Consider the following 14,876-nt stretch of genomic DNA (forward strand, 5'->3'; position numbering starts at 1 on the left):
CTTCAGGAAGAATAGAGTGAGGGATGAATGATTGTAATCTCAGAAAATAGTTTTTTCCATCTTGGGGTTAGCGCATTAGTAGAAAGAATGGCATTGAATACCACCCGTAATTTGATTGTGTTTGATACGGGGCGCGATTGTCTCTATATGCTTGATACTGAAGAGGCAAAGATGCCTTTTTTCCATGAACCGATTTTGATTTTTTCACATTGTCGGCGTATTTATCTCACCGAGAAAAACAGAAAATTCAAAATCGAAACGCTGCTATCAAAAACGAAATCTCATCCCGCTGTCAGACGGAAGCGAGAAGTATTAACCGTAAGTGAGTTACGGGTCATAAAAAAAGTTTGTCAGGGGATCAGTCAACGACGAATTGCAGAACAGTTCAAGGTCAGCGAAAAGACGATCAGTAATCAAAAAATGAACGCCTTGCGAAAGCTGAGCATCAATAAAACAACAAAGTTTTTCGTTGAGTATCTGGCCTGGCTGAGATTGTGGCATGAGTATGTTGAGTATAAAAACAATCAAATGCGAAAACCGGTTAAACTCTCTGTCATCACGCCTGAAACCTTTACAAAAAGGCGGAGTGAGGTTTTAATAGAGGTTTAATCTACGTAAGCCAGGATGACAATGAGTCTTGCTTATATTTAAAGGGACTTTTACAGAACTCAATGAAACAACATGCTGGGGGATTGGTGGGAAACAAGCTAGTTTTTGTGATCGTATTCTTAACCATCACTATAACCGGCATGGTGACTTTTTGGCTGGGCGCGTCCAGCCGGATAGATAATGACAAAAGAGCATTAATCCAGCGCGTAGATTCGCTACTGTTTGAAGCGAAACAGATATCAGATTCGTTGACCGCCCATTTAACAGAACGCTGCTCAGATGAAACGGTGCGTATGCTGACGAAACAGATACACCGTTATCCGCATATTGGGGGCATTTTCCTGTTGCAGGATTCGCAGGTATATTGCTCATCCGGGATGGCAAAACCTGAACTCAGCAATTTAACCGCAGGGGAGAACGGTAATCGGCTATTTTTAGTTGATGAAACGCCGGCATTTCGCGGGGAGCCTGTATTAGCCTACGTTACTGTGAGAGGAAATAACGCAATAGTGGTGACGATCAGCACCTACTGGTTTAAGTCGCTGCTTGCAGACAGTCGTTTACTTGTTAACGTGAATGGAAATATTCTCTCCGATGATAAGTTAATCAGTACAAGCAGTATTGATTTTCAAAACTCCGCCTGGCAACAATCTAATATGTTTGATTATCAGGTAATGGAATACCCGGAACATACGGGCATTGCTTCTGTTCTTAACTTTATTTTTATTCTCTTTTTATCCGCAGCGATTGCCGTCCCTGCCGCTTTTCTGTTTAACTATACGCTACAACGAATCGCGATGTCCCGGTATATACAACTTCGCCGGGGGCTGCGCAAACAGCAGTTCGTTCCTTATTACGAACCCGTCATGAATTGTGCTTCCGGGGCGTTATATGGCGCAGAAGTGGTCATGCGATGGAAGAAGGGGAACGATACATCCGTTATTAATGAAGAGATTATCTCTCTGGCAAATAAAACCGGGATGATATCTCCATTAGTTAACTTCATTTTACGACAGGTGGAAAAAGATATACTCTCTTTACGCCTCAGACTGCCGAGAACATTCTACATTAATTTCCGACTTAGTGAATCGATGATCGCTATGCCAGAACTTATTGATTCGTTTGTTGAGTTTCAAAAACGCTTGCCCAGCGATGTAAAACTGACGCTGGAATTTCCTGAGGTTGTTTATCGTGATACAACGCTTGAGTTTGATTCAGTTCTCAGGAGGTTACGTGTCGAAGGCATTAAAATTAAAATGAGCTCCTTATTTTTAGAACGTTTAAATGCTGACCGTAATTTATACCTTCCGGTTGATGCTGTCAGAATTGAAAAGTCAGTTACCAGATTAATTTCGGACTCCAAAGAACCTGTCGCGAGTGTTGATGATATTATTCGTTCGGCAGTAAATAAAAACTATACGATTATCGCGGATGGTATTGAAAATGATCAGCAGTACCACTATTTATCACTGCGCGGTGTTGTTTTACAACAGGGGAATTACTGGTCAATGCCATTGTCCAGTTTTCATTTAATGCAGTATATTATTCAGAGCGACAAAGTATTACTGTGTTAATTTATGATAATAATGCGAAAGTTATCGATATATCATGCGCATATTACCTGGAGTAAGTGGTGGGCGATATACAGTTCACGACTGTCACGAATGATCCACCACGGATTACCGCCATTGTTGAATGTTTTTTTACTCGTCAGCCGTCTTTTTCTGCACGTCCAGCCAGCCAACGGCATACCGCCGCCCCGATAAGGGGGCGAACGGCATGCGTCAGACGTTGTGAAAATGTCATGTCAGGTTCCACGGTCAGACAGCCCAGCAGGAGCAGCCAAGCGCGCCAAAGAACCCTTTCAGATCCGATACCGGCAGGCTGGATGTCCATGCGCCAGCATGATCGTGCCCGTGCAGGCCGCAGCCGTGAGAGCAACCGCAGGAGGCCATCGCCATTTGTCGTACGGCAAGCGAGTTTTTCCCCGCGCCTTCTGGCTCTCCCCATGCGGCGTAGCCTTTGAAGGTGCGCGTTGGCGACCAGTCCGGCATCGCGGGTGGGACAGGATTGTCATCCAGGGATTCGAAAGGACCCGCCCCCCAGACGATTTTTCCGCCCACCATCGTTAATTCTGAAGACAGGAAGGAGATCTCATCCTCGGCGCAGGCAAAAAAGTCTTTGTCCGGCACAATGAGGTCAGCGAACTGACCGGCCTGAATACGGCCTTTTTTACCTTCTTCATTGGAGAACCAGGTGACGTTCTCCGTCCACATTCGGAGCGCTGTTTCCCGATCCAGACAGTTACGACGCGGATAAAGCTGCATGCCTCCCACGGTTTTCCCGGTGATCATCCAGGCGAGAGAAACCCACGGGTTATAGGATGCTACGCGGGTGGCATCCGTACCGGCGGACACTTTCACCCCTTTTTCCAGCATACGGGCAATGGGCGGCGTGGCTTCCGCAGCGCCGGCACCGTAACGCTCAACGAAATATTCACCCTGATATGCCATACGGTGCTGAACCGCAATACCGCCGCCTAACGCCGCGATACGATCGATTGAACGCTCAGAAATTGTTTCGGCGTGGTCGAAGAACCAGTTAATCCCTTCAAGCGGGATATCCTGATTGACCTTCTCAAAAACATCGAGGGCGCGAGAAATGGTCTCGTCATAGGTGGCATGCAGACGCCAGGGCCAGCGGTTTTCCGCCAGAATGCGAACCACTTCTTCCAGCTCGCCTTCCATTTCCGGCGGCATATCCGGTCGCGGCTGGCGGAAGTCTTCGAAATCCGCCGCTGAAAATACCAGCATTTCACCGGCGCCGTTATGGCGGAAGTAGTCGTTACCCTGTTTGTAGGTGACGGAGCGGGTCCAGTTGAGGAAATCCTCTTTCTCTTCCTGGGGTTTCTGCGTGAAGAGGTTATAGGCCAGGCGCACGGTCATCAGATTTTCATCTGCAAGTTTCTGAATAACGGCGTAGTCATCGGGGTAATTCTGGAATCCGCCACCGGCGTCGATGACACCGGTTACGCCCAGACGATTCAGCTCACGCATGAAATGGCGGGTGGAGTTAACCTGGTAGTCAAACGGCAGTTTGGGGCCTTTAGCCAGCGTGGCATAAAGGATGCCTGCGTTGGGGCGTGCCAGTAATAATCCGGTAGGATTGCCTTTCGCATCGCGGGTTATCTCGCCTCCGGGTGGTTCCGGCGTCTCTTTTGTATACCCGACAGCACGCAAAGCCGCGGCGTTCAGGAGCGCGCGGTCATAGAGATGCAGCAGAAACACCGGGGTGTCCGGCGCAATGGCGTTGATCTCTTCGATAGTTGGCAGACGCTTTTCCACAAACTGATGTTCAGTAAAACCGCCAACCACGCGAACCCACTGCGGTGCCGGGGTGATGGCTACCTGCCGACGCAACATATCCATCGCGTCAGCCAGCGAACGTACGCCATCCCAGCGAAGCTCCATATTGTAATTAAGCCCGCCGCGTACTACGTGCGTATGGTTATCAATCAGCCCGGGTAATACCCGTTTGCCTTTCAGGTCGACGACTTTGGTTGCCGGACCCGCGAAGGCCATAATTTCAGCGTCGCCGCCAACCGCGAGAAACTTCCCGTCTTTGACTGCGACGGCGCTGGCGGTTGGGTTGCTTTTATCGAGAGTGGTAAACAGACCATGATGCAGAATAACGTCTGCGACAACATGTTGTGTCATGAGCGTTTCTCCTCTGAGGAATGACTGTCTTCAGCTGCCTGGCGGCCGGGGAGCTGCCCGAAGATATGGCTGATGGCATGTGTTTTGGTACAGGCCGAAGAAAAGGCTGTGCCGGACAGAAGTTGTTTGCCTACCGGAATAACTTGTTCGCCGACCAGCATTCCCAGCAAGCCAAGGAGGGCTATCAGCGGTGGGGCGGGGGAGCGGACATTCAGCAAACTGTAAATAATGCCGACAAGAAGTCCGGCACCCAGAGAAAGGATATACATTTTCATGCGGACCTCATCAGGACAGGCGCAATGCGTGGTGCATTACGCCTGCCGTAAATCAGTTGGAGGTGTTATTTAGCCGGGTTTGGGCCGATACGTTCGCCGTGTTGTACGCGCTCAGGCGCTTTATGAACCATAGTATAGGCATAATCGACGCCCATGCCGTAGGCACCGGAGTGTTCACGCACGATATCCATAATGCCGTTGTAGGTCTCTTTACGGGCCCAGTCGCGCTGCCACTCAAGAATGACCTGCTGCCAGGTTACCGGTACGATGCCTGCCTGAACCATACGATCGATAGCGTATTTGTGCGCATCAACGGAGGTGCCGCCGGAAGCATCAACAACCATATAGATTTGATAATCCGCGTCTTTGACTGCACACAGGGCAAACGTGGTGTTACAGACTTCCGTCCACAGACCGGAAACAATCACTTTCTTACGACCATTCGCCGCCAGCGCATCACGCACGTTCTGATCGTCCCATGAGTTCATTGAAGTACGTTCCAGGATGTTGTTTTCCGGGAAAACGGCCAGGAGTTCGGGATAGGTGTTACCGGAAAAACTTTCGGTTTCTACGGTCGTGATGGTGGTGGGGATATTAAACAGTTTTGCCGCTTTGGCCAGGCCAACAACGTTGTTTTTCAGTACCTGACGGTCAATAGATTGTACCCCGAAGGCCATCTGGGGTTGCTGGTCGATAAAAATCAGTTGACTGTTCTGCGGGGTGAGGACATCAAGGTAATGAGACATATCACTTTCTCCTGAACTAATATAGTGTAAGCACAACATGATTAGAAATGCGCATTCCCGAAGAGAATAATGCCGTGTTATTCCTTCCTGACGTTCAACATTTTCCCGTTGCACTTATTTCATGTTACGGTATACGTGCTGTCAGCAATGTTCGTTCCTTATCCGCGTACTCTTCCTTTTTATTTGTTATCCATCCGTCATCTGATTAATGACAGGGGAATATCTTTACCATCATTTTGATCTGTCGGTCAGAATGTGACGACAGACTCAGTTTAGAAGTTTTATGGCTAACATCAATGTTCAAAAACATTACTCACTGTCTTTTAAAATGTGACAATCATATTTTTCTCATGTCTTGTTTAAGAATTTTATACAACATGTTTAAGAAAACTTTTGGAAACTTATTATTTATTAAATATTGTTCCTTGTCATGACTCATGGGGTTTACGATTTCACCACCGGTAAACTATTATAGGGACTGTATTCATAACAGGACAATCATACGTCCCGTATCTGGTGACAGTAATGCATTTAGAAGATATTCGAATTTTTGTAACCATCGTAAATATGGGAAGTTTTACAGCAGCAGCCGAACACCTGAGTCTATCCAAACAATTTGTCAGCAGAAGAATGGCCGCGCTGGAGAAAAAAGTTTCAGCCCGATTACTGGTGCGAAATACCCGAAAGTTGTCCGTTACGGATACCGGCCAGGCTTTTTTTCATCATGCCCGGCGCATTCTGGAAGAGGTTCATGAAGCCGAGCAGGTTATCTCCGCCCGGCAGCAAAAACTGGCCGGGTCATTCAGGATTAGCCTGCCGATGACATACGGCATCAGGCGACTTGCCCCCCTGATTGTTGAATTTCAGGCGGCGCATCCAGAACTTACCGTTCATATTGATATGAATGACAGATATGTTGATGTGGTGGGCGAAGGCTACGATATGGTTTTGCGTATCGGGAACCTGATGGACTCTACCTTAATTGCTCGCTGTCTGGGTAAATTACCGATGGTGATTTGCGCCAGCCCGGATTATCTCCGTTTGCACGGTACGCCTCTGGCGCCTTCTGAACTGGCGCAGCATAGCTGCCTTTTGTATGGTCGGGAGGGGCAATTCGGCTGGAAATTGACGGAGGAAAATTCACCGAATACGTATGCCGTCAGAGGCAATCTGAGCAGTAATAACGGGGACGTGATCCGCGAGGCCGCAGAAGCGGGGGCCGGTATTGCGCTTTTGCCGCTTTTTATCGTTGAAGACTCGCTGCAACAAGGCGCTTTAGTGCAGATATTGTCTGATTACTCGCCGCCTCCGCTGACGATCAGCGCGCTGTATCCAAAACATCGCCAGCGCAGCGCAGTGACCCGGATCTTATTGCCATTTCTGGCCGAAAGAATTGCCGGCATCGTCGACCCGATTAAAAAAACATGAGTGATGTAGGGGCTGATGTTGTCAACTAAATCAGGATAGTGAATATGTTATTTGAGTATTGATGGGCTCAGGCAGTGACATAAAATGGCCGTGTCAAGCCGACGCTGATAACTATCATATGATCATCAAAGTGATGTAATCCCTGGTATTCCAGAAGGGATAAGATGTTCGTTGCTCTTTAAAATTATGCTTGCCTGATGTTCGGTTGAAATTAAACGCGTTCTCTTTTTTCTGTCATATCGCGTCTGACTTGTCCTGGCGTTTTCCCAAAGTATTGATGGAATCGTCTTGAAAAGGCTTGCTGACTGGAAAAACCTACGATAAAGGACACATCCATTATCGGTGTCCTGGTTGTCGATAAAAGTTCAAAGGCCTTATTTAATTTTAACTCTGTCACATACTGACCAAGGGTTACGCCGGTATGCGACTTGAATATTCTCTGGAGGTGCCAGGGAGAATATCCAGATCTCGCGGCTATGTCAGTAATTCGTAATGGTTTGTCTGTATTGTTGTGGAGCCATTCAAGTAGAACGTCGAGCACACTTTTGTACATGATAATACATCTGCCATTTTCGGTTATTGATTATGTATCAACGTATCATAATCATAATGCTTATATCGAACTTTATTGTGCAGTTTTTTTGATGATAACCAGCAATAAAATTATACAGCATCGGCAACCTTGTTGTGTATGTTGGTAGTGTCTTATGAGTGCTTTTATTTTGAGGATTGAATATGAAAAGAATTGGCATCAATGGTTTCGGTCGTATTGGTAGACTGGTATTACGCCGGATTCTGGAAACCGAACTGAATGTGGAAATTGTCGCTATAAACGATCTTACCTCGCCGGATGTTTTGGCTTATTTGCTGAAATATGATTCAAACTATGGTCCCTTTAACGGCACGGTTTCCCATGCTGACGGTTCAATTATCGTCAATGGTAAAGTCATCAAAGTATTTGCTGAGAAAAATGCGGGTGATATCCCCTGGGGTAGCCTGGGTATTGATGTTGTTGTGGAATGTACCGGTTTTTATACTTCAGCAGAAAAAGCGAATGCCCATATTGAAGCCGGGGCGAAAAAAGTGCTTATCTCCGCGCCTGCAGGCGATATGAAGACCATCGTTTATCATGTGAATGATGAAACGCTCACTTCTGCTGATAACATTATTTCCGTTGCGTCCTGTACGACAAACTGTCTGGCGCCGGTGGCAAAAGCCCTGAATGACGCCTTTGGTATTAACGTCGGCACGATGACGACGGTACATGCTTATACCGGCACCCAGGCTCTGGTGGATGGTCCCCGAGGTAAAGACTTCAGGGCTTCTCGTGCTGCGGCGGAAAATATTATCCCGCATACGACAGGGGCGGCCAAAGCGATTGGTCTTGTTATTCCTGAACTTAACGGGAAACTGAAAGGTCATGCCCAACGCATTCCGGTAAAAACGGGTTCAGTGACGGAGTTAGTGACCGTCCTGAATAAGACCGTCACCGTTGAAGAGGTCAATAACGCGCTGAGAAATGCAACAGTTGATAATGAGTCATTTGGCTATACGGATGAGCCAATTGTATCGTCTGATATTATTGGCATCCATTTTGGTTCCGTTTTTGATGCGACCCAAACGGAAGTAACAGAATTTGACGGCGTGCAACTGGTCAAGACGGTCGCCTGGTATGATAATGAATACGGGTTTGTGACCCAGTTGGTCAGAGTATTGAAGAAGTATATTTCCCTCTGATTTTTGTTGAAAAGAAGCCCCTGCACAAAAATGCGGGGGTTTTTAAATGGTGATATAAATTTAGGTTATGTCGGATTTTTATTGTTGATGTGCGCTGTCGTTCAGGTAATGAAAACGGCAAACATGGCTTCGTACTGCGTAAGAAAAGGAACCGGGCAGGAAAGGAATAGCAGGCATGATAATCGTGACATATTTTATACCGCTGAGTGGAAGTAATCCGTTTGCTTCAGTAGACTTTTCCTACAGGGTTTGAATAGCGAAATGCGGCAGGTGACGTCATCACCATGTATCGGCCTGCCTGAGGCTGTGGTTTGCAGGGACAATTGTTCAGGATAATGCGACTTTCCGTTAGTCAGGCATTATCTGTTGAGGAGTTATCTGAAAATGAAAGCTGCGGCTGACAATATTCTGTTTCCTGCTCTTGAGCAGACGTTCATGGCGGTTGTCCTCGTCGACGAGCGTAACCGGGTTCTGTTCTTTAACGAAGCCGCAGAGAAATTGTGGGGCTATTCCAGGGATGAAGTGCTTGGCCGGGATATGAATATATTAATTCCCGGGCCTCTGAAGCATGTTCACGGGGATTATGTCCACCATCACCGCGACGGGGGAAATTCCCGGGTTGTCGGGATGAATCGTGAACTTCAACTGGAACGAAAAGACGGCACGCAGGTCTGGACCAGCTTTTCGCTCTCCAAAATAGATGTGGATGGCCGCATCCACTACATGGCCGCCGCCCGGGACGTCAGCAAAGAGGTGGCCAGACGCGAGCAAAACCGTCTGTTGTTACTTGCCGTCAATAACACGGACAGAGCCGTGGTTGTTCTGGATGAACAACGTCGTATTGTCCAGACCAACCGTGCATTCACCAGCATGTTTGGATATGGCGCAGACGAAGCCATGAACCAGGTGTTCCCTGATTTCCTGCTGTCTTCAGGAAACAGCGATGACGCGCTAAAGCGTGTGGAAGAACATCTGCGGGGAAGTCGCTGGTTTCAGGAAGAACTCCTCACCGCGACCAGAAACGGCAGGGAAGTCTGGAGCCGGGTTTCGGTAAACCCTGTCCTCAATGAGCGTGACCACCGCCAGACCCGTAACCTTGTCGTAACCTTCGTTGATATTACGGAAGAACGTAATATTCGTAATCTGGAACGGGATGTACTGGCCGCGCTGACCAGCCGGATGACTTTCCAGGAAACGGGTGATTACATCTGCCAGCGAATTGGAAATATTGCGCCAGGCGTACTGGTCTCGGTATGCCGGATCGTCGATAACCGGATGCGCCCGTGGGCAGCTCCCGGTTTTCCAAAAGAATATGGTGAATACTGGGATGGCGTGGCCGTCGGTGAAGGCGTGGCAAGCTGCGGTACTTGTGCTGCGCGTGGCGAGCCCGTCATGGTTCAGGATATCAGCACCGATCCTCTATGGGCTCCCTATAAACATCAGATGTTGCCTCATGGTTTTCGGGCATGCTGGACATACCCTGTAAAACGTCGAGATGGTTCCGTGGCAGGGACGTTTGCTTTTTATTTCAGGACACAGAATGAGCCGGATACATTTCTGGTTCGCATTGCCGATGCCAGCGTTCATCTTTGCGCTCTGGCGATTGAGCGGGAGGAAGGTCGCCAGCAAATCGACCGGCTGGTTCGGTTCGATGCCCTTACGGGGCTGCCCAATCGTCAGTATCTCTATCACCATCTGGATAAACTGCTGTCGGGTAACGAACCGGAACTCGCCGTGTTTTTCCTCGATATTAACCGCTTTCGTAAGGTGAATGAGTCACTGGGGTATTCCGCTGGCGACCAGGTGATTATCACGCTGGCTAACCGCTTGCAGGAGAGGTTCGGGCCGCATCACTTTATCAGCCGGGTGGGTGGCGCGCAGTTTGTTGTGGTGGCGAGCGCCTGTCGTGTTGATGAGGCCTCACACCTGGCTGAGCTTATGCAGCATATCGTTGGCGCTGAAATGAGCGCCGCCGGGCAGACCTTCGAGCTTAAAGCCTGTATTGGGATCAGCCATTCCATTGGCGGCGACAGGGAAACGCTGCTGGCCCACGCCGAGAGCGCGATGGAGCGGGTACGTGAAAGCGGTGGAAGCTATCAGTTTTTTAACCCGGAACTGAATCAGGCCGTCATGCAACGTCTGAAACTGGGCATGGCGCTGCGAAATGCGATTACGGAGGGGCATTTGCGGCTGGAATATCAGCCTCAGATCAGGGCTGCGGACGGGCAGGTATACGGTTTTGAAGCGCTGACCCGATGGCACGATCCGCACGCTGGCGACATCTCTCCAGGGACGTTTATTCCTCTGGCTGAAGAGACGGGAGAGATAGAGCATATCGGCCTCTGGGCGCTGCGTGAAGTCTGCCGACAGCTTTTTGAATGGAGGGAAAAGGGCACGAATGTGTCGGCGGTATCTGTAAACCTGTCTGCCCATAACTTCCGTAAGCCTGATTTACCCCGTTATATCGCCGACCTGCTGAATGAATATCAGCTGCCCGGCAATGTCCTGACCATTGAAATTACGGAAAGCGCCATGATGGAACTGACGGACGAGATGCTTGCGCGGGTCAGGGAGATTCGCACGATGGGCGCGGGGGTCTCAATGGATGATTTTGGCACCGGCTTTTCCAGTCTGGCCAGCCTGGCGTATCTGCCGGTGACGGAGGTCAAAATTGATAAAAGCTTCATTGACCGGTTCGCCCGCGATCGTCGCGTCAATGCGCTGGTCGAAGCGGTTGTTAGTATTGGGCATAACCTCGACCTGACGGTTGTGGCGGAAGGTGTGGAAAATACCCATCAGCATCAGCAACTGAGAAAAATGGGCTGTTCCGTACTTCAGGGATTTCTTTTTTCCCGACCATTGTCGGCGAATACGTTACCGGTATGGCTAGAGGCTTACCGTTCACCCTTGCAGGATGCACAATCATGAAGAAAAAACTGTTACAGATGCTGAATTTGCGTCTGCTTATTATTGCTTTTGCGTTTCTGATGACCCTCCTTACTCTTTTCAATAGTTTCTATTCAGCCTGGCGTGTCCAGAAGCAGGTACTCATTGAGAATGAACTCAGTGAAAACCAGGCATATGCGGAGAGGATTGCTTCCACTATTGATTTGTATCTGGCGGTTTTCATGGAGCGTCTGGAATACAGTGCGAGCGTCATCGGTCAGCATTTCGATGATGAGAGCATTATCGCTGGTGAAATGATGAGGATGCAGCGGCGAGATTTTGGTTTTGATTCCGTTACGCTGGTGGATGAAAAAGGCAAAATTATTGGCGTGCTGCCTGAATCCCTGAACCTGAAGGGGAAAATGCTGACCACGCCAGGCGGCGTCGAGGCTCTCAAAGAAATGCAGCCGACGGTCAGCAGCGCCTACAATTCTTTGTCCGGTAATCTGGTGGTGTATATTTCACATCCCGTCAGGAATGCGCAGGGGAAATACCTCGGTTTTATTGGCGGCGCGATTTATCTGCAAAGAAGCAACGTTCTTTCTGCGCTCATTTCTAATCATTTCCGCAATGATGACAGCTATATTTATGTCGTTGATAAAAATGACCAGCTCTTATATCACCCCGATCCGGCCCGCAGAGGGGAAAAAGAGGAAGGCAATGCCGCAGTGAAAGCCGTGGAGCAAGGGCTGAGCGGCGCGATGGAGGTGACAAACTCCCGTGGCGTGGAAATGCTGGCAGGGTATGCCAGTATAAATACTTCGGGCTGGGGCGTTGTGGCGCAAAAACCAAAAGATAAAACCCTTACTGCGCTTGATGGGCTCATGTGGCAAATGATACGCGGCGTTGTACCGCTGGGTATTGTGGGGTTGTTCATTCTCTGGTGGCTGGGGAATGAAATCGTCAGACCATTGCGTCAACTGGCGGATCACGCCATTTCGATGGACAGCGATGAGTCCGCAGAAAAAGTACGAAACGTTCGATCGTGGTATATCGAAGCCTCCCGACTCAGGCGCGCGTTGCTTCAGGGAATGGAATTAATCCGGGAGAAAATGAAATGGCTGAACGATCAGGCCAGCACTGACCCGCTTACCGGCCTGGTCAACCGACGGGCGGCAGAGAAACTGCTGGCTGAATACGAACATCAGCAGCGACAGTTTGCGGTGATTTCTCTGGATATCGATCGCTTCAAAGCCGTCAACGACACGTTTGGTCATGACATTGGCGATGTTACGTTAAAAGCGCTGGCGCAGCTGCTGAAGCGAAGCTGTCGTAAAAATGATACCGCCTGCCGTATGGGAGGAGAGGAGTTTATGATGTTTTTCCCGGAGACGTCGGTAGAGGCTGCGGCGGATATTGCGGAGCGGCTGAGAAAAGAGGTCGCCGCCGCAAAGATAGAGACGGTAGGGCATATCACCATTTCTCTTGGCGTGACGGTGTGGCCGTCGGGCGTTGACTCTGTCTCTCAGGCGCTGAAACGGGCTGATGAATTGATGTACCAGGCGAAACAGGCGGGCAGAAACCAGGTGGTCGCAGGATAAAAAAGCAGGCGAATACCTTATTCGTATTCGCCGGTTATTGAATTATTTGCCCGTGTATTCAAAGACGATAATAGAACCCGGGTTACTCAGATTATGCGTTGGATGGTTGGATTCATCCATCACATTACCAAAGTTATCCGTCGCCACGTAGATTTTACGGGTGTCCGGGCTGACCAGCACCATGCGGTAACGGTTTGCCGTGTGGAAATATTTCGCGACGTCACCCTGAACATCTTTCTTATCGGCATTCAGCAGAACACGGTATAGCGCGCCATTTTTCATGGAGCTGATAATCACCGAGTTTCGCCAGCCTTTAATTACGCCGTTTTCCGGGTAGTATGCCACGCTGGATGGCGCAATTGTCGGCCAGCAGATATATGAAGAATCCGGGCCGCAGCTGGCGTCGTTATAGGTAAAGCCTTCTTTGACCGTAAAGAACGTTTTAATTGGCGCTTTAAAGTCTGCGGCTTTCCACTCTGTTTCTTTCTGGACCGGAACGCCTGCCGGAATATGGTTAGGGTCCCAGGTCAGAGACGGGCAATTCGCCGCTTCAGAGTAGTTGGCATAAACGTAAGCCTGATCGTCCTGGAAACCGGCAACGTGTGGCCAGCCATAGTTGCCGCCGGGTTCGAGGATATTCAGCTCATCATCGGAGGATGGCCCTTGTTCGGATGCGTAAAGGGTATCGCCAATAAATACCAGTCCCTGAGGGTTACGGTGTCCGTAAGTAAACAGGTGGCTTTTGATGCCTTTAATAACGGGGTTATCATCTGGAATAGAGCCATCGGTATTCAGACGCAGCACTTTACCGGCATAGGCGGCATAGTCTTTATTCTTCAGTTCATCCTCAGTGGGAATACGCTGAGCTTCGATAGGTTTACAGAAATTCGCGCCCTGGTTATGCCCTTGTTCACCGATGGTATAATACAACTTCCCGTCCGGGCCAAAGCGCAGGCGTCCACCGTTATGGTCATTGCCCGCCGGGAATCCAGCCAGGATCTCTTTTTCATTACCCAGCTTCTGGGTTTTTTCGTCATATTCCAGGCGAACGATTTTGGCGTGTTCCTTGTCGCCGTTCATATAGGTATAGGCCGTATAAACATAATTATCGCCACCCGGTTTCATGAAGTTCGGTGACAACGCCAGGCCCAGAACGCCTTCATGCTGCGGCCCGGTATGAACCCCGCTCAGCGTAATGGCGACTTTTTTCTCACCGGTTTTCGGGTTGATACGATCGATAGAAGCGGCTTTACGTTCGGTTACCCATAAATAATCATCCGGCCCCCACACCATATCCCACGGGGCATCAAGCCCGCTAATGAGGACATGCGCGGAAAAAGGTTCTGAGGCTTGTATCTCGGTTTGTTTTGAATTTGCGGCCTGTGATGAGGTTGCGGCATAACTAACGCCAGACATGGCAAGGGCTAACGTAACAGCCTGACTGATGCGCTTTATTTTATTATTCATCATTGTGTTCCTGTATATGATAAATAGTTTCGACGAATGTCGAAATTTTCGAAGATGTAACAACTATTGTCCTTTAAAGGTAATTTGTCAAGTTGCGCCAGAAGCCGATAATTTATTAAAAATGAATCTGTTGCGATAAGGTGGAATAAGTCGGCTTGGGTGTGTCGGCATTGGGGTGTTGTTTAACGTATTGTTTGTACTGAATGTTTTCTCTGGCAGTTGTTAGAGGTTCATTTGTTGGCTTCTCACAATATCGCGATATGAATTTATTGTCTCATTTTTTGAAATTCACTGTCCGACATGTGTTGTTAATGTTGATTTTCACCCACTGGATTATGTGGTTGTGTTCTATAATGAGAGTGATGTCCATGAATAATCTCTATTTTTCAGTGATAACACTTTATTTAAGGA

At 48.8% G+C, this 14,876-nt stretch carries 11 protein-coding genes; 6 read left to right on the forward strand and 5 right to left on the reverse strand.

Annotated features, from left to right (window positions below; all coding sequences use genetic code 11):
• Positions 1-27 precede the first annotated feature (27 nt).
• Together OGV83_RS11000 and OGV83_RS11005 are read left to right on the forward strand one after the other, a co-directional pair.
• Entirely contained in the window at positions 28-609 is a 582-nt protein-coding gene (locus OGV83_RS11000; RefSeq protein ID WP_047462248.1) for a LuxR C-terminal-related transcriptional regulator, read from the forward strand.
• Between the two features lie 62 nt (positions 610-671).
• Positions 672-2,183: an EAL domain-containing protein gene (locus OGV83_RS11005; RefSeq protein ID WP_115625769.1), complete on the forward strand. Its 1,512-nt coding sequence runs from the start codon at positions 672-674 to the stop codon at positions 2,181-2,183.
• 246 nt (positions 2,184-2,429) lie between these two features.
• Here the strand turns inward: OGV83_RS11005 and OGV83_RS11010 are convergent, their stop codons facing one another.
• From OGV83_RS11010 to OGV83_RS11020, 3 genes are all read right to left on the reverse strand, one after another.
• Positions 2,430-4,325, reverse strand: a complete 1,896-nt coding sequence (locus tag OGV83_RS11010) for an amidohydrolase (RefSeq protein WP_012131414.1) — start codon at positions 4,323-4,325, stop codon at positions 2,430-2,432.
• Positions 4,322-4,600, reverse strand: a complete 279-nt coding sequence (locus OGV83_RS11015) for a XapX domain-containing protein (protein ID WP_012131415.1) — start codon at positions 4,598-4,600, stop codon at positions 4,322-4,324. Before OGV83_RS11015 ends, OGV83_RS11010 begins: the two co-directional genes overlap by 4 nt.
• A gap of 65 nt (positions 4,601-4,665) precedes the next feature.
• Positions 4,666-5,346 carry a hydrolase gene (locus OGV83_RS11020; protein WP_012131416.1) on the reverse strand — a complete coding sequence of 227 codons (681 nt, stop codon included), beginning with the start codon at positions 5,344-5,346 and terminating at the stop codon, positions 4,666-4,668.
• A 525-nt stretch (positions 5,347-5,871) separates the two neighbouring features.
• Here OGV83_RS11020 and OGV83_RS11025 point away from each other — a divergent pair.
• Positions 5,872-6,774: a LysR family transcriptional regulator gene (locus OGV83_RS11025; protein WP_012131418.1), complete on the forward strand. Its 903-nt coding sequence runs from the start codon at positions 5,872-5,874 to the stop codon at positions 6,772-6,774.
• Positions 6,775-6,985: 211 nt separating this feature from the next.
• Here OGV83_RS11025 and OGV83_RS11030 read toward each other — a convergent pair whose 3' ends face one another.
• Positions 6,986-7,327, reverse strand: a complete 342-nt coding sequence (locus OGV83_RS11030; protein ID WP_071818848.1) for a helix-turn-helix transcriptional regulator — start codon at positions 7,325-7,327, stop codon at positions 6,986-6,988.
• A gap of 182 nt (positions 7,328-7,509) precedes the next feature.
• Here OGV83_RS11030 and gap point away from each other — a divergent pair, with 182 nt between their 5' ends.
• From gap to OGV83_RS11045, 3 genes are all read left to right on the forward strand, one after another.
• Positions 7,510-8,511: a type I glyceraldehyde-3-phosphate dehydrogenase gene (gap, locus tag OGV83_RS11035; RefSeq protein ID WP_012131419.1), complete on the forward strand. Its 1,002-nt coding sequence runs from the start codon at positions 7,510-7,512 to the stop codon at positions 8,509-8,511.
• 384 nt (positions 8,512-8,895) lie between these two features.
• Entirely contained in the window at positions 8,896-11,439 is a 2,544-nt protein-coding gene (dosP, locus tag OGV83_RS11040; RefSeq protein WP_286463580.1) for an oxygen-sensing cyclic-di-GMP phosphodiesterase DosP, read from the forward strand.
• The gene (locus OGV83_RS11045) at positions 11,436-12,998 is read left to right on the forward strand and encodes a sensor domain-containing diguanylate cyclase (protein ID WP_049011460.1); all 1,563 of its coding nucleotides are present in this window, start codon (positions 11,436-11,438) and stop codon (positions 12,996-12,998) included. The genes dosP and OGV83_RS11045 overlap by 4 nt, the downstream gene beginning before the upstream one ends.
• Before the next feature lie 42 nt (positions 12,999-13,040).
• Here the strand turns inward: OGV83_RS11045 and OGV83_RS11050 are convergent, their stop codons facing one another.
• Positions 13,041-14,465, reverse strand: coding sequence for a glucose/sorbosone family PQQ-dependent dehydrogenase (locus OGV83_RS11050; RefSeq protein WP_200004874.1), 1,425 nt, complete (start codon positions 14,463-14,465; stop codon positions 13,041-13,043).
• Positions 14,466-14,876 lie beyond the last annotated feature (411 nt).

This window comes from Citrobacter sp. CK189 (assembly GCF_030333505.1).
GTDB lineage: Bacteria > Pseudomonadota > Gammaproteobacteria > Enterobacterales > Enterobacteriaceae > Citrobacter_B > Citrobacter_B koseri.